Annotated in this window: 25 protein-coding genes; 12 read left to right on the forward strand and 13 right to left on the reverse strand. The window is 46.9% G+C overall.

Annotated elements, in window-relative coordinates; all coding sequences use genetic code 11:
* Positions 1-49: 49 nt before the first annotated feature.
* Together P2W70_RS01810 and P2W70_RS01815 are read right to left on the reverse strand one after the other, a co-directional pair.
* Positions 50-1105 carry an HlyD family secretion protein gene (locus P2W70_RS01810; protein ID WP_276479708.1) on the reverse strand — a complete coding sequence of 352 codons (1056 nt, stop codon included), beginning with the start codon at positions 1103-1105 and terminating at the stop codon, positions 50-52.
* Between the two features lie 18 nt (positions 1106-1123).
* Positions 1124-1756: a TetR/AcrR family transcriptional regulator gene (locus tag P2W70_RS01815; RefSeq protein ID WP_276479709.1), complete on the reverse strand. Its 633-nt coding sequence runs from the start codon at positions 1754-1756 to the stop codon at positions 1124-1126.
* Between the two features lie 1095 nt (positions 1757-2851).
* Here P2W70_RS01815 and P2W70_RS01820 point away from each other — a divergent pair.
* Positions 2852-3412: a porin family protein gene (locus P2W70_RS01820; RefSeq protein ID WP_276479710.1), complete on the forward strand. Its 561-nt coding sequence runs from the start codon at positions 2852-2854 to the stop codon at positions 3410-3412.
* A gap of 157 nt (positions 3413-3569) precedes the next feature.
* Here P2W70_RS01820 and P2W70_RS01825 read toward each other — a convergent pair whose 3' ends face one another.
* The 8 genes from P2W70_RS01825 to P2W70_RS01860 form a co-directional block, all read right to left on the reverse strand.
* Positions 3570-6011: a TonB-dependent receptor domain-containing protein gene (locus tag P2W70_RS01825; RefSeq protein ID WP_276479711.1), complete on the reverse strand. Its 2442-nt coding sequence runs from the start codon at positions 6009-6011 to the stop codon at positions 3570-3572.
* A 245-nt stretch (positions 6012-6256) separates the two neighbouring features.
* Positions 6257-7534 (reverse strand): DUF4097 family beta strand repeat-containing protein, encoded by a 1278-nt coding sequence (locus P2W70_RS01830; RefSeq protein WP_276479712.1) that lies wholly within the window; start codon positions 7532-7534, stop codon positions 6257-6259.
* 10 nt (positions 7535-7544) lie between these two features.
* Positions 7545-8306, reverse strand: a complete 762-nt coding sequence (locus P2W70_RS01835; RefSeq protein ID WP_276479713.1) for a hypothetical protein — start codon at positions 8304-8306, stop codon at positions 7545-7547.
* Complete coding sequence (locus P2W70_RS01840) at positions 8299-8817, reverse strand: RNA polymerase sigma factor (RefSeq protein ID WP_276479714.1); 519 nt, start codon at positions 8815-8817, stop codon at positions 8299-8301. The genes P2W70_RS01835 and P2W70_RS01840 overlap by 8 nt, the downstream gene beginning before the upstream one ends.
* A 656-nt stretch (positions 8818-9473) precedes the next feature.
* Positions 9474-10052: an LPS export ABC transporter periplasmic protein LptC gene (lptC, locus tag P2W70_RS01845; protein WP_276479715.1), complete on the reverse strand. Its 579-nt coding sequence runs from the start codon at positions 10050-10052 to the stop codon at positions 9474-9476.
* 3 nt (positions 10053-10055) lie between these two features.
* The gene (gene bamG, locus P2W70_RS01850; RefSeq protein ID WP_476704108.1) at positions 10056-11378 is read right to left on the reverse strand and encodes a BamG family beta-barrel-assembly machinery protein; all 1323 of its coding nucleotides are present in this window, start codon (positions 11376-11378) and stop codon (positions 10056-10058) included.
* A complete protein-coding gene (locus P2W70_RS01855) occupies positions 11350-12081 on the reverse strand; it encodes a type III pantothenate kinase (RefSeq protein ID WP_276479717.1) in 732 nt (243 codons plus the stop codon). The genes bamG and P2W70_RS01855 overlap by 29 nt, the downstream gene beginning before the upstream one ends.
* Positions 12082-12198: 117 nt before the next feature.
* Entirely contained in the window at positions 12199-12849 is a 651-nt protein-coding gene (locus P2W70_RS01860) for an LON peptidase substrate-binding domain-containing protein (RefSeq protein WP_276479718.1), read from the reverse strand.
* Between the two features lie 90 nt (positions 12850-12939).
* Here P2W70_RS01860 and P2W70_RS01865 point away from each other — a divergent pair, with 90 nt between their 5' ends.
* The 11 genes from P2W70_RS01865 to rpiB all read left to right on the forward strand — a co-directional run bounded on the left by P2W70_RS01865 (position 12940) and on the right by rpiB (position 22571).
* A complete protein-coding gene (locus P2W70_RS01865; RefSeq protein WP_276479719.1) occupies positions 12940-13707 on the forward strand; it encodes a glycosyltransferase family 2 protein in 768 nt (255 codons plus the stop codon).
* A gap of 55 nt (positions 13708-13762) precedes the next feature.
* Positions 13763-14701, forward strand: a complete 939-nt coding sequence (locus tag P2W70_RS01870; RefSeq protein ID WP_276479720.1) for a glycosyltransferase family protein — start codon at positions 13763-13765, stop codon at positions 14699-14701.
* A 3-nt stretch (positions 14702-14704) separates the two neighbouring features.
* Complete coding sequence (gene meaB, locus P2W70_RS01875; protein ID WP_276479721.1) at positions 14705-15628, forward strand: methylmalonyl Co-A mutase-associated GTPase MeaB; 924 nt, start codon at positions 14705-14707, stop codon at positions 15626-15628.
* 136 nt (positions 15629-15764) lie between these two features.
* Positions 15765-16388, forward strand: coding sequence for a hypothetical protein (locus tag P2W70_RS01880; RefSeq protein ID WP_276479722.1), 624 nt, complete (start codon positions 15765-15767; stop codon positions 16386-16388).
* A gap of 18 nt (positions 16389-16406) precedes the next feature.
* Positions 16407-17078 carry a hypothetical protein gene (locus P2W70_RS01885; protein ID WP_276479723.1) on the forward strand — a complete coding sequence of 224 codons (672 nt, stop codon included), beginning with the start codon at positions 16407-16409 and terminating at the stop codon, positions 17076-17078.
* A gap of 6 nt (positions 17079-17084) precedes the next feature.
* On the forward strand, positions 17085-18131 hold the full coding sequence (locus P2W70_RS01890) for a sensor histidine kinase (protein WP_276479724.1): 1047 nt from the start codon (positions 17085-17087) through the stop codon (positions 18129-18131).
* Positions 18128-18829 (forward strand): LytR/AlgR family response regulator transcription factor, encoded by a 702-nt coding sequence (locus P2W70_RS01895; RefSeq protein WP_276479725.1) that lies wholly within the window; start codon positions 18128-18130, stop codon positions 18827-18829. Before P2W70_RS01890 ends, P2W70_RS01895 begins: the two co-directional genes overlap by 4 nt.
* A 41-nt stretch (positions 18830-18870) precedes the next feature.
* Entirely contained in the window at positions 18871-19449 is a 579-nt protein-coding gene (gene gmk, locus P2W70_RS01900; protein ID WP_276479726.1) for a guanylate kinase, read from the forward strand.
* A 305-nt stretch (positions 19450-19754) separates the two neighbouring features.
* Entirely contained in the window at positions 19755-21029 is a 1275-nt protein-coding gene (locus tag P2W70_RS01905) for a hemolysin family protein (protein ID WP_276479727.1), read from the forward strand.
* A gap of 166 nt (positions 21030-21195) precedes the next feature.
* Positions 21196-22053, forward strand: a complete 858-nt coding sequence (gene tatC, locus P2W70_RS01910; RefSeq protein ID WP_276479728.1) for a twin-arginine translocase subunit TatC — start codon at positions 21196-21198, stop codon at positions 22051-22053.
* A 62-nt stretch (positions 22054-22115) separates the two neighbouring features.
* Complete coding sequence (rpiB, locus tag P2W70_RS01915) at positions 22116-22571, forward strand: ribose 5-phosphate isomerase B (protein WP_276479729.1); 456 nt, start codon at positions 22116-22118, stop codon at positions 22569-22571.
* A 108-nt stretch (positions 22572-22679) separates the two neighbouring features.
* Here the strand turns inward: rpiB and P2W70_RS01920 are convergent, their stop codons facing one another.
* The 3 genes from P2W70_RS01920 to P2W70_RS01930 all read right to left on the reverse strand — a co-directional run bounded on the left by P2W70_RS01920 (position 22680) and on the right by P2W70_RS01930 (position 24797).
* Complete coding sequence (locus P2W70_RS01920) at positions 22680-23654, reverse strand: deoxyhypusine synthase family protein (protein WP_276479730.1); 975 nt, start codon at positions 23652-23654, stop codon at positions 22680-22682.
* Positions 23655-23783: 129 nt separating this feature from the next.
* On the reverse strand, positions 23784-24236 hold the full coding sequence (locus tag P2W70_RS01925; RefSeq protein WP_276479731.1) for a hypothetical protein: 453 nt from the start codon (positions 24234-24236) through the stop codon (positions 23784-23786).
* A gap of 93 nt (positions 24237-24329) precedes the next feature.
* Positions 24330-24797 (reverse strand): hypothetical protein, encoded by a 468-nt coding sequence (locus P2W70_RS01930; protein ID WP_276479732.1) that lies wholly within the window; start codon positions 24795-24797, stop codon positions 24330-24332.
* Between the last annotated feature and the right edge of the window lie 86 nt (positions 24798-24883).

The following is a 24883-nucleotide window of genomic DNA, read 5'->3' on the forward strand; positions in this document are numbered from 1 at the left end:
CATCGTGTTCTTCAGGTTTATGCTGAAGACTTCGTTATGCCGTGGGTGTTTAATGCAGGGGTACGCTTACAAATACGCTAAGGCCTGCTCTGAGTACTTCTTTATATTGTGTCAGATCATTGATGGCGATCTTAACGGGTACACGTTGCGTTACTTTTACGAAGTTGCCGCTGGCATTGTCGGGAGGCAGGAGCGCAAATCTGGCGCCCGTAGCATCGCTAAGGCTTTCTACCGATCCCTTCAGTTTAAGGTCGGGATATGCGTCAACCTCGATGTCTACGGCCATTCCCGGGTGTAAACGATTGATCTGGTTTTCTTTGAAATTGGCTACGATCCAATAGGTCGTATCATTTACAATGGTGAACAACGGAGCGCCTGCCTGTACATACTGGCCAAGTGAGATATTTTTCTTACCGATCTTACCTGCCTGGGGTGCATATACTTTGGTGTATGAGAGTTTGAGCTGTTGTTGATCGATCTGGGCCTTTTTTACCAGTATATTGGCTTCTGCTTTTTGCACGGCAGCCTGTAGTACACTGATGCGGCTTTCAGCACTGGCCAGATCATTGTGGCTATTATCCAGTTCTTTGGAGAGTGTTTCAAAGTCGTAGCGGGCATCATCGAGCTGCTTTTGCGTGACCGCCGATTCTGCAAACAAGTTCTTGTTACGCGTGTAGTCTTTTTGCGCTTTCTCAAGTTTCACTTTGTTGATATCGATATCACCTTTGTTAACGCGGAGTGAAATAAGTGCATTATTGAGCGCAGCTTTTGCATTGCTAAGGTCAGCCTGTGCTGCCTGATAATCAGCCTGCAGTTGCAGTAGCTGTGTCTGCAGTTCTGCATCATCCAGTTCTACGATAAGTTGTCCGGTTTTAACGGAGTCGTAATCCTTAACTGCAATGCTTTTCACATAGCCGGCCACACGGGGTAAAACAGGGATGAGTTGCGTTTCGACCTGTGCATTGTCGGTGCTTTCATGGCTGAGTGCGAAGCTTGCTTTCTTGTAGCCAAAGTATCCGACAACTACCAATATTACCAAGAATATGATCAGTTTTAAAGGAGACTTCTTTTTTGCCGGGGTGGGGGTGTTTGGTTGATTTTCCATGACTATGTGCTTTATACTTTATTTGCCGATAAGATGGGCATGAAACAGTGATCTCAGGTGTATTTTTAATCTTTGATTGATCTGACTTCTGTATCCCTCTTCGTCTGTTTTATCTATCCGAAGCAGGGCGCAATACAGGTTCTTGGTGTTGATCACCTGAGTAATGGTTCCCATCAGGGTTGCCAGGGTCATTTCTACATCAATCTGACGGAATACGCCCAATTGTTGGCCATCAGCGATGATCTTCTTAACCCTCTCCAGGTTTTGCATCTTGATATTGGTGATCAGCTCTTTGATATCCTGCGAACGATCGGTATTGTACTCCTGGCTCATGATGCTGTGAAAGCGGCGGTTATTTACAATACGATCTACGTAGAAGTCGATGATCCATTCTATCTTTTCCCAGGGACTCTGCAACTGGTCGTTGGACCGTTCTTCGAGTGCCTCCACTGATGACCTAAACCTGAATTCGATCAATTCTTTCAGCAGGTTCTCTTTGGATCCAAAATAGTAAGAGATCATGGCCAGGTTAACACCGGCCTGGTTGGCTATGTCACGAACCGAGGTTCCATCGAATCCCTTTACTGCGAAAAGCTCTTCTGCCGTAACTAAGATATGTTCCCTTTTGTCTGTTTTTTCTGCTGAGCTCATTGGGCAATGCTTTACGAGGCAAAACTAAACAAACGTTTAAACTAAACAATCGTTTAACTGATAAACTTTGTTATTGAGTTGTTATCCACTCTGATAATGATGCGGTTAACTATTGTAAAACAATAAGATAGGTTGCGCAGAGGTGAGTCTACCTTTTGTGCCAATGAAAGTAAAATCGGATTAACGCGGCAAATTTTCACCTGATTTGGAGTTAATTAATAGCAGGTTGGCGTGTACGGAACCCGGGAATGCAGTACTGGTTTTAGCCGAAATTGATTGCCGGTAACATAAAGCCCTGCCTCCGGGGTGCGGGGCAGGGCTTTTAAAAAAACACACCTAACGCCTGAATTAAACTGACTTCTATTGGAGTTGCCTTTTCTTATCCAGTTTTTGTAGAATCGATGAGGGCTAAATAACAACTAATGATATATGCGGTCTCCCATTGCCCAGTTATCTTTTCCATATTCTCGTTTCAATTGATCTTCCAGGTTTTTTATGCGCTTCTTTTCCAAAGTGTAATTGGTAAAAGATGAATTACGCCATATTGCCGTGCATCGTATACATTTTACCAACGTACTTTTTCCGTGTATCTTTCCCGGAAACCTACGGATCGCAACGATGAATTGGTAGTTTCAATACTTATCCATGTATCGAAATCCTGTTGGTCATGTGATGTCGTCTCTTTTACAACCGCTGTATTATTCGCAATACCATCCTGCGTGTTTTTTTTCTGATACCATCAGTAAGCAAGTAGCCCATATGAGAACTGTGACAGCAACCCCCTGATTATTACTGATCTCATACCACCACGATTTTCTTTGCAGGTGCAAAGTAAATTTGCCTTTACCATTTTACAGTAGCACTTTGAGTAAGTGGCCTGTTTTGCCTTGTGGTTGCACTTATTCTTGAGTTGCTACCTCTTTTGTGCATGATGATGCCCAATTCCCCAGCATTCTCCACAATTAACATCGCTGCATTGTAGAAAATGCTGTTGTGTTTATTTGCTTTGTATATTATTGTAAACCACTGCGATATTGCCTGTGTTTTTGACATGGCATGCACTTTGTTTAAGTACGGTCAGTAAAAACGATCATTATGAAAAAGTTTGTAGTTATAGCGTCGCTTGCCTGCTGTACAGCAGGTGTACTTCAAGCGCAAACAGCAGTAGGCATTAAAGGTGGTGTTAACCTGACAGACGTATCTAATTTCAATGGAGATAATCGCGTAAGCGGTCACGTGGGTTTATTCCTGCACCATTCGCTGGACTCCCGCTGGTGTATTCAACCTGAGATACTATATTCCGGACAAGGACAAAAGTATCAAACCGGTGAAGGCGAAAGAACACTGGCGTTGAGCTATATTCAGGTGCCTGTCATGGTTCAATATTATCCGGTAAAGCAACTGTATCTTGAATTTGGTCCACAGGTCTCCTTCCTTACTTCAGCCAAGGTTAAGGGCGGAAACAATGATGCAGAGGTAGACAACGCCTACCGAAAAGCAGATGTCGGTGTTAACCTGGGTGTTGGTATTGCAGCTACCCGTCAATTGGGTTTTTATGCCCGCTATAATGCCGGCCTTACCGACATCAGTAAGAACAACAATGTTACCAATATGAACCGTGGTGGTCAATTGGGAATGTATGTGCGCATGCATTAGTACAAGGCGCTTCTTTTTCGATTTGATAAGTAATGTTAGGACGAAAAATGCTTGTTCTGTCACAAAGGCATTTAAAAAGGCCGGGTAGACACCCGGCCTTTTAGCATTCCGGCAAGACTACCAGAATCTCGGCTATGAGAAAAAAACTGTCTTTACATTAGTTGCTGTTGGCTCTCAAGTCATCGTTACTTACGCCCCGCTTGCGTGAGACACTTTCGGTGAGCTTTCCAAAATTCCACCTTACACCAAGACTAGCCGATCGTCCTGGTCTGTAAAACCATGAGGTGGTGTGAAAGTTGGTATCTCCGATGGAGCTTTTCCAATCGAGCCGGTCATGAAATATGTTGTTGATATTGATGGTCAGGGTCAATTTGTCTTTCAGGCATTTCAAGTTTCCTCCAAGGGAATACCAGTAATTCAAACCATAGTATCCTTGCAGCTGTGCAGGGGCCCGACTAAGGTTGCCATTGATGTATACACTTAATTTTTTGAGGACGTCATAGCTGGTATTGAAGGATCCGTATCCACCCAGGCCGTTGTTACGCTGTACCGGGTTGAGCCGATTCTTAACAAAGTCGTACCGTAGACCGAGGTTGCTGGACAGGCGCCACTTTGAATTAAGGGACAAGGATACGTTGCCGCTAACGCCTGTGGAGGAGTAGCTGCCAATATTATCCATTGTATAGTAGGTGATGCCAGATTCGTCGTTGAAATAGGAATAACGGGCAATCTGTGTATTACTGAAATTCTCTGACAAGCGGATATTGATATTGGTCTTTCCTTTGAGGACTGTCCAGCCCAATTCTACTGCATGGTAGATCTCCGGGTCGAGGTTGGGGTTGCCGAAGTTGAGGTTCAGGGAGTCTGTATTGTTTACAAAGGGATTGAGGTCCCAGATGTAGGGGCGTGTAAGCCGCTTGGAATAGGAGAGGGAAAGTGTATGTGCCGGGTTCAGTTTTCGCGATACGAAAAAGGAAGGCATGACGGTAAAGTAATCCTGCTGTACTTGTGTTTTTGATTTTACAAAGTTACCGTCTATTACGGTTCTCTCTGCTCTGCCACCAATGCGGAAGCTGAACTTGCGGGCTGTAAAACGAAACGTTGCGTATGCTCCATATACAAACTGACGGTAGTTGAAGTTGTCGGAGTTGGAGCTATCAACTATGAATTTATCATTGGGCGAGAAACGCTGCTGGCTGATGTAGTTGGCGGATGCTTCGCGGGTGATGATCTTGACGCCTGTTTCCAGCTTCATCTTGTTTTTGAGGGGTTGTATGTAATCCATCTGAAAGGTGCTTTGCTGGTTGTTGGATCGGTTGTCGTTGATGACCGATCTTAGGCCTGATGGGCTTTGCTGGTTGCTGTGCTGCAGGTTGTTGTCGCGACTGTAGTCGTGCAGCATTTTGAAGGTCAGCTCCTGTTCGGGATTTCGCTTGAATTTATGTATGAAGTCGGTGCCCCAGCTCCAAGAGGGATACCTGAAATTGAAGTTATCGTCGAAAGTGGTCCGAACTGCTTCTGTTCCTGCAGGGTTTACCAGGTCGAAGTAGCGGTTGTTGCGGTTCTTATTGCCGCCACTGTTTATAGAAGCGTAGGCACTCAATGTGTTCACGCTGTCGATGTCCCAGCCCAGCTCCATATTGCCGTACTTGTAAAAATTGTCGCTGGAGCGTTGGCCTGCGGATATCCTTTTTGAAAAGGCGACCGGATTGAAAGATTCGGTGATGGCTGCATTGCTGCTCTTGATACCATTTGACCGATTCATTCCATAATAGCCGCTGATCCCTATTTTGCCCAATTTTACACTACCGTTTCCGTTCAGGTTGAAGTTGCCGAGGGTGGTCTGGAATACGCCTATATTGCCATTGTAGCCTACTACTTTCTTTTTGGTGATGATGTTGATGATCCCTCCAACTCCTTCACCGTCGTACTTGGCCGATGGTGTAGTAATTACTTCTACACTTTTGATGAGGTTGGCGGGAAATGATTGGAGGGCTTCTTTTACGTTGCGGGTAAACATGGCTGTTTCTTTCCCATTGAGCAGTACTTTAAAGTTACTTTGACCGTTGAGCTGCACATTACCTTCTCCGTCTACCGACAGGAATGGTGTTTTGCGCAGCACGTCGATGGCCGTTTGCCCGGCATTGGCCGGATCTGCTTCCGCGTTGTAGGTTAGCTTGTCTTCGTTGTGCTCTATAAGTGGTTTGCGGGCGGTGAAAGTTACTGCTGTCAATGTTTTACTGGCCGGGGCCAGTTGCAATACCGGTAACTCGATAATAGTAGCTTCTTGAAAAATGTGGAAGGTTTGGGTGGCCTTTTCGCCAAAGCCACTGTTTGTGACGTAGATGATGTAGTGGCCGGTATCTACTTTCGTGAATTCAAAATGGCCCTTGCTGTCGGTGAATATATTGCGCAGTGGCTTCTGCTGGTTGCTTTCGGCGTAGAGGCCGACGGTTGCATAGGGCAAAGCTTTGCTGGTGGTGCTGTCCTGAACTGATCCTTTTATATGGCCCTTTTGTTGGGCGAAGGACTGGCTGAAGGACAGAGCGGCTGTCAGGAACATGGCGATCCTGTACAAAGCTTTGTTTGTAAAAATCATGGCTATACTTTGGTTGTGTTTGTAGAAAGTCGGTCCTGCTATACTAAATGTTGCCTGGCTGCGGGATCAATTTTGTCTTCATGCTAAGTTAAAGCTACAGGCTGTGGATCGTTATCGAACTTGATCAATGGGTATGGATCCTTGACGAAAATACGATGGTGCACAATGCGGTATCTGGCAGTTTAAATGGGAGCGGCAGGGCCGCTCCCTTAAGCGACGAATTATGGCGAGAGGCGAATTGATGCTTACTTAAAGTCTACGGTACAGGAATGACAGGTCAGCTCAATACGGGTGTGTTTTCCTTTGGTATCGCCAACCGTACTGGTGAAGTGGCGCGGTGCTACTTCTCCCAGACTAGTCCCGGTGCCTTTCCGGGCATAAGTGATGCGAACATCCTCAAGCGTACTTTTGGCTGCCGCCTCTCCTTCCGCTGGTTTCTTCTCTTCTTCTTTAACGACCTCTTTCTGGAATGGTGCAAATACGGTGGAGTAGTTGCCAATAAAGTCGACATAGTAGTTGGTAAGTCCTTTCACCGGCAGACGCACGTCGCCGTACTTGTTGTTGATCTTAATCAGCGTAACATCCTGTGATATGTTGCGGAACTTGATGTCTACGTTATTGCCTTCCAGGTCGAAGCTGTTGTTGAGCTGGTCGATCTTGATGCTGCCATATACTTTGCGACCGTCTATCTTATCGATGGCATCGATCGTCAGGTTGTCATTCTGGCTGCGGAGGTAGAGGTATTTGCCCTTTTCATACTCTACCGTCGACGATTTTGTATCCATATCGAGGTCGTTGATGTTCTGGGCCCTGAACGTTCCGTTGGTAAACTCGATCTCGGCTTTATCGATATTGCCGAGGTTGGCATTACAAAATGTTCCTTCCAATTTCAGGTCTTTGATGTCCTGTGCATCGAGTGCGCCGTTGCTGACTTTCAGTTTAGCCTCGTCTACATTCATGCCGATCACGATATCACCATATTTGTTTTCCAGGTCGAGCTTGCAACCAGCAGGCACCATGATGGTCATGAGTTCGACTGCGGGTTTGCCTGCTTTGTATCCCTGTACGGTTACGCCGTCTGTGCTGCTGAAGTTGCCCTGGCCGTTTATGGTGCCGGCTTTTGCTTTGAGCGTTTGCAGGTCAGTCACAAATACCTGCTTTCCTGCGTTGTTGTATACGCGGGTATTGGCGATACCTGAACCAGTGCCTGTGAGGATGTCTACCCGGTTGCTGAAGGGCTTGATATTCACCCCGAAAGTCTCGAACCAGTCAGCGTCACTGTTCGCTTTGCGGGCAAAGCCGGAGTCATAGCTAACTTCCATGGTAACCTTTACTTTCGACTGATCCCAGGGTTTCAATACGACTTTGCGGGAAGAGGTTACGAGCCGGATGAGTGCTCCTTTTTGTGAGGGTACTTCCTGGCTAACTTCTTTGGTCAGTGTTTTTTGGGCCTGCATGGCAGTCGCTGTCAGGATGAGTGATCCTGTGAGCAACAGGGCAGGAATGATCTTTTTGTTATTCATGCTTTGGTCTTTACAATTTTAAATAAGCCGGCGTGGGCCGTTGAATGTCGGGATATTGTTTTGCCCGCACGTTCATTTTGTTGATCTCTGTTTGCAGTTCTTTCAATAGCCATAGCTTTTGCTGGTACAGTTGGATAAGCTGGTTGACGAGGTTGTCGTTAAGTCCATACAGGCGTACGTCCTGTTTTACTTTCTTTTCGTCTCGCTCCAGATCGAGCCACTGCTTTTTGAACACGTGGAAATAACCAGCGCTTTCTATATAGATAGGTGTCTTCTCTAATTTTTCGAGCTGATAGCTGATGATGGTGGCATAGTTGTCTTCGATCAGCTTCAGCGGTGATGTTGCTTTACTCGTTGCCGGTTGTTCTTTGGGAGCAGCGGCTTTGCGATTTGTTCGTTCAGTTGGTTTTGGGGCGCTTCGGGTTTCGCCAGGTGATTCAACGACGGGCACATCAATCTCCTGATTGGAGGCCGTACCAACAGATGAGTCCACCTGGCCAGTCAACTCCGGGCTGGTAGCCGGTTGTTCGGTTGCTTCTGCCAGTGCAGGCTTGGGTGTTGCGGGTCCGGCGGGGGTGAACCACTGGTAGGTGAACAGTGATACCAGTACTACTGCTGCCGCTGCAGCAGTCCATTTCAACACCAGGGGGATTACTTTGCGTGGAGGCTCCTGTGTTTCCCGCTTGATATGCATCCATACCTGTGGACGTGGAGGTTTTTCCAGATCCAGCTCATCGCGGTGGTCATAAAGGTATTTCCTGAATTCATCCATGGCGAACCATTTGTTTTAATAACCTTTCTTTCAATAATTGCCGGGCCCTGTGGTATTGACTTTTTGAGGTCGATATGGTGATCTCCAGGGATTCGGCGATCTGCTGGTGTGAATAGTTTTCTATCACATAGAGGTTGAACACTTCCCGACATCCTCCAGGCAGGGTTTTGATCTCCCCGTGTATTTGTTCAAAACTGATGCTCTGCAGCCAGTTATCGCCATCTATCATGGCGTCGGGCAGGTGCTCTTCTTCTACGGGCTGCCAGCGCATTACCTTCTTCACGTGGCGGATGCATTCATTCACGATAATGCGCCGTAACCAGGGTTCGAACAGGTGTTGCTCTTTCAGCTGGTGCAGGCTTTTGAATGCCGTAATGAAAGAATCCTGGAGTATGTCTTCTGCATCGGGTCTGTTGCCGGTCATCCGAACACAGATACTGAACATTTTTTGTGCGAATTGCTCATACAGCAGACTCCGGGCTTCTTCATCGCCCTGGGTTGCTTTTCTCACAATTGCCGTTAGTATGTGTGCTATGTTTTCCAATGCCGTGCTGATAATAAGAGGCTGGGTTGGCAGAAAGGTTGGAAACCTGGTGAAATTATTTTTTCGGCCACAAGGTAGCGGATTCTCCGGAGGAGCCGGAGGTGGGTAGGTATAAGTGATCGCGGGCCTGGCCGGAAGTGGGCGTAATGGATCCCGGGCTGATGGTTCCCGAATCGGGAATCGTTGCAGTTCCGGTAGGGCCTGGCTAGGGTCCAGCTAGGGTCTGGCTAGGGTTGTCCATTTTTGGGAATGCAGGTCAGGAAAGACGTATTGTGCGGATGTCTTTGACTGCGTGGTGCCTGGTAAAAAGATCGTGATTGGAGGATGCCTGACCTGTTGGGGAAAGAGATGGGTCAAATGGGCGCCGGGGTATAGTAGTGTCTGAGGGGAGTGTGATACCTGTCTGATAGGGGCCTGACGACTAACAGGGTCTCTATAAGGTCTCTATAAGGTCCCCATAAGGTCTCTATAAGGTCTCGATAAGGGTATGTGTGAAATGGGGCGGTGGATGGTCTGGGAAGCCTAAAAGGGGCGATATTTCCTTGCGGAGTAGGTGGGGGTATTAAGACCATTTCTGGCTGCGGGAAGTTGCGCCATTGGAGAAATAAATCCGGAAAATGCTTCTATTGCATGAACGTGGAATCGTTGGTTTGGAAAGTGCCTGATGCCTCGTTGAATTCCTTCCAGGATAGATTTTGGGCAGCCCGCAACCCTTTACGTGCGAACATAGCCTGCGTACGCTGGTGTATCCGTGCCGGGGCGGTGGTATAGAATTCCTGCTTGTTCTGATCCCACCAAAGTTCGGAGGTTCGTAAAGTGTCCCCATTGATCATATTGATGACTACTACGCTGTCTTTCAGCAGCACTTTGTTCTCAAATTGATAGTATTTGGCGTAACGGGCGTCCAGTATGCTTTCTATGCGGGAGGTGCTGTCGTAAAAGTCAACATGCAGTGATCTGGGAAACTCCATATAGGCCGAATCGACAGGGCGGCGAAGCATAAACGGTGCGGTGAGTTTCGCTTTCACTATTCCTTTTTCGCTCAGGTAGCTCTCTATATTTTTGGCTTCTTCCATCATTACCTTACGGGTAAAGAGACTGTCTACCTCTTTCTGATCGTTTTCGCAAGCGGTCAAAACAAAAAAGCAGCCCAGTACCAGGGCTGCCCATTGTATAAAATATGTTGGTGTATGCCTTTGCATATATTAATCGTACTTGTACTTCTGGAACCAAATATCGCTCAAAGACAGGCCAATACCAATACGGAAGAAGCTCTCGCGTACGGGACTGGTGTTATCACCCCGGCGACCGAATTCAAACACTGTATTGATTACCGAGAATTGGTTCGTGTAAGCGGGTTTGCGCATCGGAAAACCTGCTCCAAAGGATACTGTCCAGGTGGGCAGGTCGTTGTTGACCTTAATATAATCCTGACCAAACGAGAAGCCGGCCCGGTAGCTAACGAAATTCCAGTAGCTTTTACCACCGGACGGGGTCAACTGTGCTCCGATCTTCATGGTCCAGGCATCCTGTACCGAATCTTTGGCGCCATAGAACCGGTATTCGTTCCATTTTTGTTGCGTATAATCTACGCCGATCTGCCATTTGCCGAGTTTGTCGAAGAGCACTCCTGCGCCAAAGGAGGCGGGGTAGATGATCTTGCCTTTAACATCGTTTTCCCGGTAGGCTACGTCGATGGTGTCGGTTGCTCCGCTATTGGCGTTGTATTCGAAGGTTTCGGCCACATAATCCTTCCTCGCATTGATCGTGTGTTTGAGGTTGCCATAGGCACCAAAACGCAACCAGTGCTTTTTGTCGAGCCTTGCTGTATACTGAATGCCGGCATTCAGCAATACGCCACCATAACTGGTGGTTGTCTCGTGGTTGGATTTATAATAGTAGTATAGCGAATCGGGTATTGCTTTACGGGTGCTGTAATCCTTGCTGCCAAACATGTAGCCGAAATTAACACCGACTGACAAATCGCGGGTGATCGATACGCCGGTACCAACATATGCTTCGTAGGCGCCACCATTGCCTTCATAGATCGTGCTAATATTGAAAGTATCGCCCGGTGTACCCAGGTATTCGCGGTTGGCCTGTCCTATCTTATAGTTAATGCGGGTCAGCGGGCGTAATCCAAGGTTCAGACCCCAGCCACCACCTTTCTTGAGCGGAAAGCCCAGTTGAATGTAGGAGATGTTGGGGCTGTAATTTGAATATTTACGGGCTGGGTTGTTGGCGCGAAGGGTCCTGTTTGACACCTCTACCCCCAGATCGAGGGTGGTAGCCTGTAACCTGCCGTAGGAGGCCGGATTGACAAAGTTGATGGTGTTGAAATCGTAGTAAGCAGCGGAAACTCCACCCATACCCCTGTTCAACATATTTTGGGTGGGAACCAGGTCCCCCAGTCCGTAACGCGAATAAGGAGAGTTCTCGTTTTGTGCCTGTGCAAAGGAGAGCCAACATAAGCAGACTATTCCTAAGAGATTGATTTTCTTATACATTGTTGTGCTCACTAATGGCATAAAGGCCTTTATAGATTAAATTAGGGTCTGCAAATATCTTGTTTTTCAAATGATAGACAAAAAAGGGTGTATCACCCCCGGTTAAGACGACGTTAAAGTTGTCATATTTTTCGTCATAATAATCTATTATCCCATCGATCTCTTTGGCCATTCCAAGGATAACGCCGCTTAATATATTGGTCCGGGTATCGTACCCAATAAGGCTCAGGTTCCAGTCTTTTTCGACCAGGGGTAACTTGGCTGTATAGTGGTGAAGCGATTTAAACCGCATCTCCATGCCGGGTGATATACTGCCACCTACAAACTCGTGGTATTTGTTGATAAAATTATAGGTGATGGCTGTACCCAGGCCGATCACCAGGTTATTTTTTCCTGGAAAATAGTGTACTGCTGCCGAAACCAGGGCAAGGCGGTCGGCTCCGATATCCTGGGGTTTGCCGACAGGTGTTGTAATAGGCAGTTTGGAATCGTGGGAGAGTCGGTGGTATTGCGTATTCGCTGCCAGGATGGTCTCCATGGCCGGATTGTGGTTGATTACCGACGACAGGATCGATTTTGTTGGCTGGTACCGGGCAATCAGATCCTGTATGGTATCATCCTGATCGTTGTCCATCACGATGAGGTCAAGGAGTGTTTCTCCCTCAAATACGGCACATTTGAGCCGGGTATTTCCAAAGTCGAAGCACAGGGTTGTTGTTGACAAACTATGGATTTTGCGTGCACGAATATAACCTGCTATTCACAGAATTCAGCAGCCAAGTTTTTGGTGCAGTGTTTATTGGGCAGCATGTGGTCATCGATCGCTGCTTCTCCGGTCATATTAAGGATCAATGTCGAGATCAAAAGCCGATAGGTTACGAAAATGGCCGTTTAGCTTCACTTTTTCTTTCAGCTGCTCCATTTCCATCAGCATGGGGAGCACTTTCTGGAGGTGCCGTTTTATATATTCCTGCCTTTGTACTTCCCGCAGCAGCCCGAGCAACTCATATTCTTCCTCGAGAGACAGGCCAGCATGGTGTGCCACATCGTAGGATTGAAGGTGGTCTTCCGGCTTTTTGAAATCTTTGGAGATGTTAAGCAGGCGGTGCAGTTCTTTTACGCCCCTGATCACTTTCTGCATGATCTCGCGGCTGCCAACATCTTCGTCGTTTTCGGGATAATTGACGATTGCGCCGCTGTATAATTTCTCTGGTACTGCTTTTATGACCTCGAGTATGCGGAAAACTTTCAGTCCTTGTGTTTTTACATCCATCTCCCCATTTTCGTAGGTCTGTACGATCTCGGTGATCTGTACAAGGGTTCCCATTTCCTGTAATCGGTTGTTTACTACGGTGGGGATTCCGAATGGCTTTTTGTTTTCGACACTTTCTGTGACGAGCTGTTTATACCGGGGTTCAAATATGTGAAGATGTACTTTTTCACCCGGATACACTACAATCCCCAGGGGAAATATGGGAATGAAATTGGTCATGGTACAAAGTAACGAAATCGTACGCGCTAAAAAAGCACAATCCACAGACGGCCGAATTGCCTATTTTTATGGCCTCGTAAAGAGGTATGTATGACGCATTTATCGGTAACCATTATCACGTTCAATGAAGAAAGGAATATAGGCAGATGTCTCGCCAGTGTGCAGGGGGTAGCCGATGAAGTGGTGGTGGTCGACTCGCTGAGTACGGACAATACCAGGAATATCTGTGCTGGATATGGCGTACGCTTTATCGAGCAGGCTTTTCTCGGTTATGTGGAGCAGAAGAACTACGCCATTGACCAGGCGTCACACGAAATGATCTTATCGCTGGATGCGGATGAGGCGTTGGATGAAACATTACGTGCCGAAATTTTACGGATAAAAAATGAAGGTTTTACTGCTGCCGATGGCTACACGATGAACCGTTGTACCAATTATTGTGGCCATTGGATCAGACACGGAACCTGGTATCCGGATAGAAAGTTGCGGATTTTTCATCGTCGCAAAGGACGGTTTACGGGGGTTAATCCACATGATTATGTTGCCCTGGAGGGCGGTGGCAGCCTGTTGCGCCTGAAAGGGGAGATTCTCCACTATTCTTATTATAACTACGGCGAACATATAGCTCAGTTGAATAAGTTTACGACTATCCAGGCAAGCGCCATGCACCAGCAGGGTAAGAAGGCGTCGCTGGCTAAATTGTTACTGAGTCCCCTGGCTGCATTTGTATCGGGGTATATATTCCGGAGGGGGTTTCTGGATGGTATCGATGGGCTGATGATTGCCCGGTCGGTATCTTACCAGACCTTTGCCAAATATGCCAAACTACGGCAGATCTGGCGTCAGTCGGGGCGGTAGGGGCGGCTTTCTTTGTCTGGCAGGAAGTGTATATATTATTAAATGATAATTTTTCATGACGATCAGTGGTTTTAGTTTTGTTCGCAATGCCACCAAGCTTTACTATCCGGTGCGGGAGTCGATCGAGTCGATTTTGCCGATCGTCGACGAGTTTGTGATTGCCGTAGGAAAGGGCGATGCGGATGATCGTACGCTTGAGGAAATCCGGCAGATCGCATCTGATAAAATAAAGATCATTCATACGGAGTGGGATCGGGAGACCTACTCGCATGCTGCGGTTTATGCTCAGCAAACAGATGTAGCCAAAGCGGCCTGTACAGGGGATTGGCTATTCTACCTTCAAAGCGATGAAGTGGTTCACGAGAAATACCTACCTGTCATCAAGGCTCGTTGTGAAGAATTGTTGCATGACCGGTCGATAGAAGGTCTTGTGTTCGACTACCTGCATTTTTGGGGTAGCTATTCACGGTACATCGTGTCACACGCTTTTTATCCAAAGGAGATCCGCATCATACGCAATGATCGTGACATTCATTCTTGGAAGGATGCACAGTCTTTCAGGCGTATACCCGATTTTGATGGGAAAAACTACTTTCAGCGGGAAGGTGCCTATAAATTAAAGGTGGCTTCGGTCGACGCGGCCATCTATCATTACGGTTGGGTAAGACCTCCGTATCTTATGCAAAAGCGCCGGCAATCATTTGCCGCTGATATTCATGGCGAGGAGAAAGCAGGACAGATCTTCGAGACCCAGGAAAGTGTTTTCGATTATGGTACACTGGCCAGGTTGGGCGTTTTCCGGGACAGTCATCCTGCTGTGATGCGGGAATTTATCGGCCGGTTCAACTGGGCTGACCAGATCGGTGCTGTGCCTCCACCTGGTATGGAACAAAAACATGATCGTCTGAAATACCGGTTACTGACCATTGTGGAGGAGTGGCTGGGGGGCCGGCAGATCGGCGGATTCAAAAACTACACTTTACTGAAACGATAAATAATGGAGCAACGGGCAACCGCTTCCTGGCCAGCATTACTTCGGGACATCCGGGCGCATGTCGTGAAGCAGATTGCCCGTGGTATCTCGCTCGTCGAGAATGAAGCTGTTGGTTATGAAGACCTGCTCCTGAGTTTGCCTCCCAATACGACCACGAAGATCATTGGCATTACCGGTCCACCCGGGGCCGGGAAAAGCACGCTGGTAGATGCGTTGATCGGCGTCATTGCCGGATCGGGGCTACGCGTTTGTGTTCTGTGTGTCGATCCTTCTTCTCCTTTCAATATGGGAGCTCTATTGGGCGACCGAATCCGGATGAGCGACTGGTACAATCACCCTAATGTCTTCATCCGATCTTTGGCCACCCGCGGTTCATTGGGTGGATTGCATCCCCGCATTATCGAGATCACCGAACTGATGAAAGCAGCTGCTTTCGACTTCATCATCGTGGAAACAGTGGGAGTAGGTCAAAGCGAGATCGAGATCGCCGGCCTGGCTGATGTAACGGTCGTGGTTGTGGTACCGGAAGCAGGTGATGAAGTGCAAACCATGAAAGCAGGATTGATGGAGATCGCCGATATTTTTGTAGTGAACAAGGCCGACCGGCCCGATGCCGATCAGTTTGTCAAGAATTTGCGCCTTATGTTGGCTCCCGCTTTCCGTAACCACACACAGGAAGTGCCTGTGATCAAAACTGTTGCTTCCCGGCAGGAAGGGGTTGAGCCTTTGTACGAGGCTATCCGGCAGCAATTGCTACTGCATCATGATGATACAAGAAAGGCGTGGTTACTGGCTGAGCGTGCTTATTACCTGGTTCAGCAAAGGCGTATGAAAGATATCCGCAAAGACTTGCTACAGCAAGATATCCTATTGCAACTAAAGGACAATCAATTCAATTTATACCGTTTTGTGCGTAGTCTTTATTGAGAGCGCGTTCGCGTGGCTGGTTGCGATTTCCGTAACTGTGTTTACCGTCTGTTTTTAGTGGTTTGCCGAATTGGTTTCCAGCTGCGGCGGGGGACAGATAGTTTTGTGGTATTCTATTACGACAAACCCCAAAGTCATGAAAAAATTATTACCAGCGCTCTGTTTAACTGCCATTGTTCTATTGAGCGGGTGCTTGTCTGCATTTAACCCGCTGTTTACGGAAAAGGATATTGTTTACGATGCCAGGCTGCTTGGTTCCTGGAAAAAAGGTGCTGATGGTCCTGTTTATTCCTTCGAACAAGGCAATGCCCAAAGCTTTGCCGAATTGCCGACGGGGATACGTGACCTTGCTTCGCGGGGTTACCTGCTCACCATTAAGGAAGGGGCAGACGATTATCCTTCCCGGTTTTTTGTTTTTATGTCCAGGATCGGCAAGCATCTTTATCTGGACTATTTCCCGTCTGAAGCTCAACATGGAAAATCCTATGCAGCCTTTTACACCAGGAACTATATTCCGTTGCACAGCTTTTTCCGGGTTCAACTTGCCAACAATGGCGAATCCATGACTATCATGCGTTTGAAAGAAAGCTTTCTCGAAGACCTCGTCAGGAACAAGCAGATACGGATTCGCCGTGAAACCAGGATGGATGGTACTACCGTGATCACGGCTCCAACGGAAGACCTTCGTCAGTATGTTCGTAAGTATGGTGAACTGGATGCGGCCTATGACGATCGTGAAACCTATACCAGCATTAAATAATTTATTCAACTCTATTATATGTTCAACTTAAGTTTACTGATTGGCGGCTTATTTCAATTGCTGTCTCAATCGCAAGGAATCAATTCGGTTCAACCAATTGCAACCGGGCAGACGATCGTTACCGATCAGCGGATCGTGGGTTCGTTTCAGGATGGTGGTGCTACTATTTCGATATTGCCGGTAAAGGATAGTAAGTTGTTTGAAGCAGAAAGAAAAGATGGTAAAAAGATCTCTGTTTATGGTGATTCAAAAGAAGAGATCGCGTTTTACTCAAAAGCTTATATCATTACTATTGAGCAGGGGGATCTGCAATATATCCTGGCAGGTGCCCTGACCAATATCAAGGGGCAGCTATTTATGGACGTACTGTCTGTTACTGCCGGAAAAAAGGATACCCAGGGTAATGAGGGGCTGGGTTTCGAGTTCAATTCCAACTATTTTTCGACTTTTAATATTGCCAAGGTTGGGTTTGGGCAAAATGGCCAGCTTTTTTTGCAGTTCCTGCGTGGTGATTTTATGAAAGAGCAGATACTTGCCGGTAGGATGTTGCTGAAGCATGAACATGAACCGCTTTTTGATAATTTTCTCATCACTGCCTCCTCAAAGGACTGGTATATGTTTTTGGAGAAGTATGGCCATGACAATCGCTTGTTCGATGCGAAACCTGTCGTATTAAACCGCAAAGGATAATCTCGTATGCTTAGCAGACGTCGCCTTATCTTTCATCCGGTTATCCGGTTTACGCAGCACCTGGTCTTCTGGGTGCTGTCGTTCGTCGTGTTTGTGCAGCTTTTCAAGTCGAGTGCGGCACCGTTGCAAGGAGACTTTTTGTATGCGGGCCTCTTTCACCTTACTATTCTTCCGGCTGTTTATATCAATCTCTATTTTTTGCTGCCGCGTTTTATGCGGATCAATAAATGGGTGTGGTACCTGGTGGCGCTGGTGTTGTTGGTGACGGTCTTTTCCTGGTTGAATTATTCTTTTTTTCAGGACTGGTCTCAACTGGTGTTGCCTGATTATTTTTTTATCAGCTATTTCTCCTGGTGGGAGGTCTGCCTCTTCTTTGTGGTGTATATTGGTATCAGTTCTTTGCTTAAGCTCTCGAAATCATGGTTCACAGTGTTGGATATGCAGCGTCGGTTGTTACAAGTGGAGTCCGAAAAAGCGCAAATGGAACTGGACGTCTTGCGGGAACAGGTCAATCCGCATTTTTTCCTGAATACCCTGAATGGGATTTATTCGATGACGCTTGATAAAGATGAGCGACTTCCTGAAACGATCCTGCAGTTGTCGCAGCTGATGAAATACTTTCTATATGAGTCTGGCGATCATTTTGTGTTGTTGGAAAAAGAGTGGCAGATCGCGGAAGATTATATTTCGTTACAAAGAATTCGCTCCGGTCAGCAGTTGCAGTTGTATGTCGTGGTGGAAGGGGAGATCAGAGAGCAGCGCATTGCTCCTTTACTGCTGATCACTTTTCTGGAAAATGCTTTCAAGCATGGCGCCAAAGGTAGCGCCGGCCATGTTCGTATAGACGTGAACCTGGAGGTAATGCCACAGCAGCTTCGTTTCTGCGTAAAAAATACACGCGGGCAGGCTGCGGTTGTAGGTGATGTCAAGCACCATGGCGTAGGGTTGGGAAATGTAAGGCGCCGGCTTGACCTGTTGTACAGCAATCGCTACCAATTGGACATTCAAGATCTGCAGGATGATTTTGTTGTAACCCTTGAACTGAACTTATGAGTACTTTATACCGTTGTCTGGTGGTGGAAGATGAGCCGTTGGCTCAAAATGTATTGAAGAATTATATCAGCTCACATCCGTTACTGGAACTGGCTGGTCTTTGTGGCGATTCGCTGGAGGCCCAGCAATGGTTGGTGCAGCACCGTGCTGATCTGCTATTTCTGGATATCAACCTGCCTGTTTTGTCGGGGGTCAGTTTTCTGAAAAGCCTATCACGCCCGCCGCTGGTCATCTTTACCACGGCGTATGCCGAATATGCTGCGGAGGGATTTGAGCTGGATGCGGTTGATTACCTGGTAAAACCTTTTTCTGTAGATCGTTTCCTGAAAGCAGTAAACAAAGCGTTGGAAAAGCTGGTAAGGCAACCAATCAGCAACGTTGGCTTTCATGAGCCTTTCATTTTTGTAAAAGCGGATAAGAAGGTCTATAAGATCAATCTTTCAGCGATCGAGTATATCGAAGCGTTGGATGATTATGTGAAGATTGTGACCGGGGAAGGCTCTTACCTGGTACACGATACGATGAAAGGGATGCAGGAACAGCTACCTGCCGGTGAATTTATACGGGTGCATAAGAGCTTTATCATTGTGCGCAGCAAGATTGTTTTTATTGAGGGTAACTATGTAAGAATTTCGGACAGGGATATTCCCATTGGTGCTTCTTACAGGGAGGAAGTATTTAGCAGGCTGAAGCTGTAAAGTCGGAGTTTTTGGTTTTCTTTGCAGCTTTATTGTAAACTATGGCCTTCGATCCCGGCAACAAGATCCTGATTATTACTGCACCTTCCGGTGCGGGAAAAACGTCTATTACCCGTTACCTGCTGGAAAAGCTTCCTCAATTGGCTTTTTCGGTTTCAGCGGCTACCCGTCAAGCCCGGGGCAATGAAAAGAGCGGTGTAGATTATTATTTCATGGACGTAGAAGATTTTCAGCAGAAAATCCAGGATCAGGCTTTTGTGGAGTGGGAAATGGTGTATGAGGGAAAGTATTATGGCACGCTTAAATCCGAGCTTGACCGTATTTGGGCTAATGGCCAGGTGCCGGTTTTAGACATCGATGTTAAAGGCGCCATACATGTGCAATCGCAGTATCCGAATACTACTTTGTCGATGTTCATTGAACCTCCGTCCGTTGATGAGCTAAAGCGACGCCTGGAGTCGCGTGGTACAGAAACTGCCGAAAGCCTGCAGGCCAGGGTTAATAAGGCTTCTTACGAGATCTCTTTCAAACATCACTTTCACCGAATTGTCATCAATGCCCAGTTGGACAAGGCCCGTGCTGAGGCTATGGAGATCGTACGCGACTTTCTAGCTATCTAAAATTTACCCGAAATCAAGTATCATAGTGCTACGATAATGATCGGGAGGGAGGGTTTGGTCCGTGCCTTATTTAATTGCCACGATCCATTATCGATTTGCGCTTGGCTTGGCCAGTACAAGTTCGCCCGGCTGACTGGGGGGCGATTTTATTGGTGGCTGAGCCTGGTATTGGGGCTGGCACTTCATTTTTGTGTATAAAACAGGAAGCCTTTGCACGGTAATTGTAATACAGGGACTGAGAAATGCCAATCTTTCCCAATAAGTTATGTAATCCATCGTTCTTTTTATAAATTCGTATTCTAACTATGAGTTTATTTGTCATAATAGCCATTGTCGTCGCGGTTTTCTTTATAGCCTGGTTTTCCGGTATTGAAGTGGCCTTTACCTCGGCAAACCGGCTTAATATTGAACTGAAGAAGAAGCAGGGCTCTACAAGCAGTTTGCTACTGAGTAACCTGTTTGAAAATCCATCACGTTTCATTGGTGTTACGATCGTTGGATATAACACCTTTCTCGTTGTTGCCGTATTGCTGGGCAGTGCTGGTTGGAATTACCTGATCCCTTACGAAAAGATCAGTCCATCGGAGGCCTACCTGGTGCCACTACGTCTCATTTGCGAAGCCTTTTGTTCCTGGGTGGTGATTGTAGTCCTGGGAGAATTTATTCCCAAAGCGATTTTCCGTGCCAAATCGGACAGCCTTTTGTCTTTTTCCGCGCGGACAGGCTTGCTGGGGCTTTGTGACTATGTCTTCAACTGGATCAGCATTGCTTTCGTCAAGTTTTCCATTTTTATCCTGAATATTATATTCGATATGCGTATCGACAAAAAGAAGGCGCCTTTTTCCCGGGCGGATCTCGACCTGTTCTATACGCAAAACAACGAACATCATAACCAAAGCCAGGACCTGAAAGCCGAGCTGTTTGAGAATGCGCTCTCTTTGCCAAAGATCCGGGTGCGGGAGTGTCTGGTACCCCGTAAGGAAATCGAGGCCATTGATATTAAGATGAGTGTAGAGGATGTGCGCAAGGCCTTTGTCAATACCAAGCTGAGTAAGCTAGTGGTATATGATGGCGATATCGATCATATCCTGGGATATGTACACCAACTCGACCTGTTCAAGCAGCCTGCTACGATCAAAGATATGATGCTGCAGATACCGGCTATTCCGGAAAGTATGAGTGCCACGGACCTGATCAGTAAGCTCAGCAAGGAGCGCAAGAGCATTGCCTGGGTAGTGGACGAGTTTGGCGGTACGGCGGGTATTGTGACCATGGAAGACGTGCTCGAGGAGATCTTCGGCGAGATCAAAGATGAGTTTGATGTGGAAGAATTTGAAGACAAGCGCGTAGCCGAAGACGAATTTATCCTCAGCGGACGGTTGGAGCTCGACTACCTGAAAGAAAAATATGGGCTGGAGTTTCCCGACCATGAGTCGGAGACTTTATCGGGGTTCATTATCCAGCAGCACGAAACCATTCCCAAACTCCGGGAACGTATTATTATCGGCGATTATGAGTTTGACGTTATGGGGGTCAGTGACACCCGTATTGAAACAGTGCGTCTGAAGCTCCTCAAATAGCCTGTAATGGCATGTAAATAAGCCTTATACACCAAAGATGGGAATAAAAGCTACCTGCAATATCCCGTAATTGCCAATCACCACATATTAACAAGCTTTCTTGTCCAATCCAACGTGATAACCCGTACATTTGCCCCGTTTTATAAGTTAATTCCTCTAGTAATCAATGGCGATATCGTTATTTAACAGGAGAAAGACCGACAATCCGGAGATGACCTTTGTGGATCATTTGGAGGAGTTGCGTTGGCATATCATGCGGTCGCTGATCGCGGTGATCGTTGGGGCAATTGTGGTATTTATAAATATCGATTGGATCTTTGACCAGATCATTGCAGGCCCTTTGCAGAAGGATTTCTATACTTACAAAGCTTTGTGTGACTTAAGTACCTGGCTCGGTGTAGGGGATTCGTTGTGTTTGCCGCCCCCTTCAACCGAAGGTGGATTGCAGACAACAACCTTTGGCTCGCAGTTCATGACAAGTATCACTATTGCTTTTGTTGGTGGATTTATTTTTGCCTTCCCCTATATATTCTGGGAGTTCTGGCGTTTTGTGAAGCCGGCGTTGAGTCCCAAGGAGTTGAAGAGTACCCGTGGTGCGATCTTTTTCGTTTCCATCTTCTTTTTCCTGGGTATCTCCTTCGGCTATTTCCTATTAGCGCCTTTCACATTCAGCTTTTTGGCCAATTATACGATCGGCACCAGCCATATCCTCATAGCCCGGCCGACATTGGCTGACTACATGGAAAATCTGATTGATATTATGATCGGATCTGCGCTGGCGTTCCAGTTGCCAGTCATCTCTTATGTATTAACGCGTATCGGTCTGATCACCCCCAGTTTTCTAAAGACCTATCGCAAATACTCTTATGTGGCTATTCTGGTTATTGCAGCGATCATTACGCCATCGCCCGACTGGATGAGCCAGATGATCGTGTTCCTGCCACTAGCCTTCCTGTATGAGTTTAGTGTCATTATCTCTGTGCGGGTATTTAAACGGCAGCAGGAGAAAGACAAGAACTGGTAATTGTTTCGCTAGCCATTAATGGCTACATCGGTTTATCCCTAATTGACCCAATAATTTCAAGTATGGCCTCTTCATTCGATCTTTCCAAGCCTATCGCCATCGGTGGCGACCATGCCGGCTTCGACTATAAAGTTGCCCTTGTTCAGTATTTGAAGGACAAAGGCCTGGCTGTAAGTGATCTCGGAGTACATGAAAACAAGTCGGTGGACTATCCCGATTATGCGCATCCGGTGGCTGATGCCGTGGAGAAAGGTGAGGCGGCGTTTGGTATCCTGATCTGTGGTAGCGCGAATGGGGTTGCCATCACGGCCAATAAGCACCAGGGTATCCGTGCCGGACTGTCTTTTGAGCCAGCAGTAGCGAAACTGATCCGTCAACACAATGACGCCAACGTGATCTGTATTCCTGCCCGCTTTGTGTCTGTGGATGTGGCCCGGGAAATGGTCGACCTGTTTATAGAAACCCCGTTTGAGGGAGGGCGTCACCAAACACGCGTGAATAAGATTTCCTGCAGCTAAGATGATGGAATAGCAGGCCATGATACCAGAGCCTGCCTTACAATACCAATGCCGCAATTCGTATTTTACTACGCATTGCGGCATTGTTGTTTGATGTCTTGTCTATAATTACCAGCCGAGGAGGTAAGCGAAGATCAGTGGCGCTACGATCGTGGCATCGCTTTCTACGATAAATTTCGGTGTGTTGATATCAAGTTTGCCCCAGGTGATTTTTTCGTTGGGGACTGCACCTGAATACGAACCATAAGAGGTCGTTGAATCGGATATCTGGCAGAAATAGCTCCAGAATGGAACATCGTGCCATTCAAGATCCTGGTACATCATTGGCACTACGCAGATCGGGAAGTCTCCGGCGATACCACCACCTATCTGGAAGAAGCCCACGCCTTTGCCGCCGCTGTTTTGGCGATACCAGTCGGCGAGGTATACCATGTATTCGATACCATTCTTTACGGTGCTGGCCTTCAATTGGCCTTTGATGACGTAACTGGCGAAAATGTTACCGGTGGTGCTATCTTCCCAACCTGGTACTACAATAGGAATATTTTTTTCTGCAGCGGCTACAATCCAACTGTCTTTGGGGTCGATCTCATAATGCTCTTTCAATACGCCACTGAGTACCACTTTATAGAGGAATTCGTGCGGGAAGTAACGCTCGCCTTTGGCTTCTGCGTCTTTCCAGGCATTTTCCAGGTGTTTCTGCAAACGACGGAAAGCCTCTTCTTCGGGAATACAGGTATCGGTAACCCGGTTATAGTGGTTTTCGAGCAGGTCCCACTCATCCTGGGGGGTAAGGTCGCGGTAGTTGGGAACACGCTTGTAGCTGTTGTGGGCTACGAGGTTCATAACGTCTTCCTCCAGGTTGGCACCGGTACAGGAAATGATCTGGATCTTGTCCTGGCGGATCATTTCGGCCAATGAAATGCCGAGCTCTGCCGTACTCATGGCTCCTGCCAGGGTAACCATCATTTTGCCACCTTCGAGTAGGTGAGTTTCATAACCTTTAGCGGCATCGATCAGCGCAGCTGCATTGAAGTGCCGGTAGTGATGTTGGATAAACTGTGAAACAGGTCCTTTAGCCATGATCTTTCGGAATTTTGTGGCGGCAAAGTTAACACAATTGGGAGATTTACTATTATTATTAAAAAACAAAGGGTGAGTCACTTTCGCGACCCACCCGTTCTCTTTTCCAACTAAAACCAACTTGTATTCTTATTGAATATTCTTCTTTTCTTTCTTGAACACTTCCCAGCTCGCAGAACCACTTGATTTTAAGATCAGTTGTTGCTCACCGTCCTGCAGTGTAACGTAGTAGCTGGTGTTACCGCCGGCAGCGAGTTCGAACAGGTCTGTGATCCAATACCCGGTGTAGCCTTTTTTGAGCGAGGTCAGCATGTTGATAGGTAGTTGCTCTGACAGGATGTTGCGGGTTACCGCTGTCAATTCTCCCTCTTTGCTGTAATACGCGTACAATACCTGGTCGTTCATTTTAAAGGTAGCCTTGGCGAAGGTTTTACCAACTTCCCAGCTAACATTTTGTGCATCGGAGAAGTCTTTTTTAAAGGCGTTGACTACTTGCTGGCTAACTGTTTCGATTACATTGGCAAATGTTGAGCTAAGTCCAACAGTTAACATTAAAGCCCATACTAACATCATCTTTTTCATGGCGTAAATATTATTGTGTGAATTGAGTTGTTGTCTCCGCATCTTCAGTATCGCATCCTCTACACTATATACGACGCAGGCTTTTTGCGAATGTTACAGCTTTGCCGAAGAATTCTTTTTTTCTTTTTTGAATACATACATATTGCCGCTGCTATAGGCTTCGAGTACGACACGGTGCTTGTCATTGTGAATGGAGATTACGTAACTCGTCTCTCCGTTGCGGCTGTACTCGATGACGTCCTGTATTTCATAGCTACCGTATTTGTTGGCTACCTGACGGGCAATGTTCATGGGCATGTTGGCCGGATCGATATAACGGCCCGTTGCCACGAGCTCTCCTTCTTTTGCAAAGAAAGCATTGACCCGTTCATTGTTGTAGATGAACCTGGCATGGTACAACTGGTGCTCGTCCATCGACTCCCAGACAATGCCTCGAGCTCCTGTAAACTCTTTTTCCAATGCTGCTTTCAGGCGTGGAGATACTTTGTCTCCTGGTTCAGGATGATTGGCATAAGTAACAACGCTGATCAACATCAGCAGAGAAAGAAATAAATTTTTCATGACTTTACTTTTGTAACTGGTTTAATGATATTCGGCTTTTTATTAAGCCAGCACAAAAATAGAATGGGGGTCAGTGGATGAAAAGT

The sequence above is a fragment of the Paraflavitalea pollutisoli genome (assembly GCF_029360705.1).
Lineage (GTDB): Bacteria > Bacteroidota > Bacteroidia > Chitinophagales > Chitinophagaceae > Paraflavitalea > Paraflavitalea pollutisoli.